1 protein-coding gene is annotated in these 1,651 nt (G+C 60.6%); it reads left to right on the forward strand.

Annotation, left to right across the window (positions count from 1 at the left end; all coding sequences use genetic code 11):
• Positions 1–1,651 (forward strand): efflux RND transporter permease subunit (locus I5W_RS10700; protein WP_044529209.1); only part of this gene is annotated, 1,651 nt, incomplete at both ends.

Raw genomic sequence — 1,651 nt, forward strand, 5'->3', positions numbered from 1 at the left:
GCGCGACGTGGCCCGGGTGGAAGTGGGTGGCCAGAGCTATGACACTTCTGGTCGTCTGGATGCAAAGCCTTCCTCCTTCATCGGCGTGCAGCTCTCGCCCACCGCCAATGCGCTGGGTACCGCCACCGCCGTGCACAAGAAGATGGAAGAGCTGGCCAAGTACTTCCCGGCCGGGGTGAAATACACCATCCCCTACGACACCTCCAAGTTCGTCAAGATCTCGATCGAGGAAGTGGTCAAGACCCTGATCGAAGCCATCGTGCTGGTGTTCCTGGTGATGTTCCTGTTCCTGCAGAACATCCGCTACACCATCATCCCCACCATCGTGGTGCCGGTGGCGCTGTTGGGTACCTTTGCCACGCTGCTGCTGTTCGGCTTCTCGATCAACGTGCTGACCATGTTCGGCATGGTGCTGGCCATCGGTATCCTGGTCGACGATGCGATCGTGGTGGTGGAAAACGTCGAACGCATCATGAGCGAAGAAGGTCTTTCGCCGCCGGAAGCCACGCGCAAGGCCATGGGCCAGATCAGCGGCGCGTTGATCGGTATCACCCTGGTGCTGATCGCAGTGTTCATCCCGATGGCCTTCTTCGGTGGCGCGGTGGGTGCGATCTATCGCCAGTTCTCGCTGTCGATGGTGGCCTCCATGGTGTTCTCGGTGCTGATGGCCTTCACCCTCACGCCGGCGCTGTGCGCGACCATCCTGAAACCCGTGGAAAAGGGTCACCACCACGAGAAGAAGGGCTTCTTCGGTTGGTTCAACCGCAAGTTCAACAGCACCGCCAGTGGCTACCAGGGCGTGATCGGCAAGATGCTCAACAAGGCCGGTCGCTACATGATCGTCTACGTGGTGATCGTGGCGTGCGTGGGCTTGCTGTATGTGCGTCTGCCGGCCTCCTTCCTGCCTAACGAAGACCAGGGCTACATCATTACCAACGTCCAATTGCCGCCGGGCGCCAGCACCGCGCGCACTCTGGAGGTGGTCAAGAAGATCGAGCAGTACTACCTCAAGGATACGGCCGTGGAACACGCCATTGCCGTGCTGGGTTACTCGTTCTCCGGTAACGGCCAGAACGCAGCGCTGGTGTTTACCCCGCTGAAGGACTGGTCCGAACGCGACGCCTCGCAATCGGCTGACGCCATTGCCCGCAAAGCCTTCGGTGCGTTCTCGCAGATCAAGGATGCGATCGTGTTCCCGCTGAACCCGCCGCCGATCCCGGAACTGGGTAACGCGACCGGCTTTACCTTCCGTCTGCAGGACCGTGCTGGTCTGGGTCATGCGGCGCTGGTGCAGGCTCGTAACCAGATCCTGGGCATGGCTGCGCAAAGCAAGGTGCTTGCGGGTGTGCGGCCGGAAGGTCTGGAAGATGCGCCGCAGTTGCAACTGGACATCGACCGCGACAAGGCCAATGCATTGGGCGTGCCGTTCTCGACGATCAATAGTGTGCTCTCCACGGCGCTGGGTTCGTCCTATGTGAACGATTTTCCCAACCAGGGCCGCCAGCAGCGCGTGATCGTGCAGGCTGATGCCAATCAGCGCCTGCAACCTGAAGATTTGACCAACCTGTATGCCCGCAACTCCAGTGGCGGCATGGTCCCCTTCTCGGCCTTCGTGACCGCCAAGTGGATCAATGGTCCGGTCCAGTTGATC

This window comes from Herbaspirillum sp. B65, assembly GCF_000333555.1.
Lineage (GTDB): Bacteria > Pseudomonadota > Gammaproteobacteria > Burkholderiales > Burkholderiaceae_D > Herbaspirillum > Herbaspirillum rubrisubalbicans.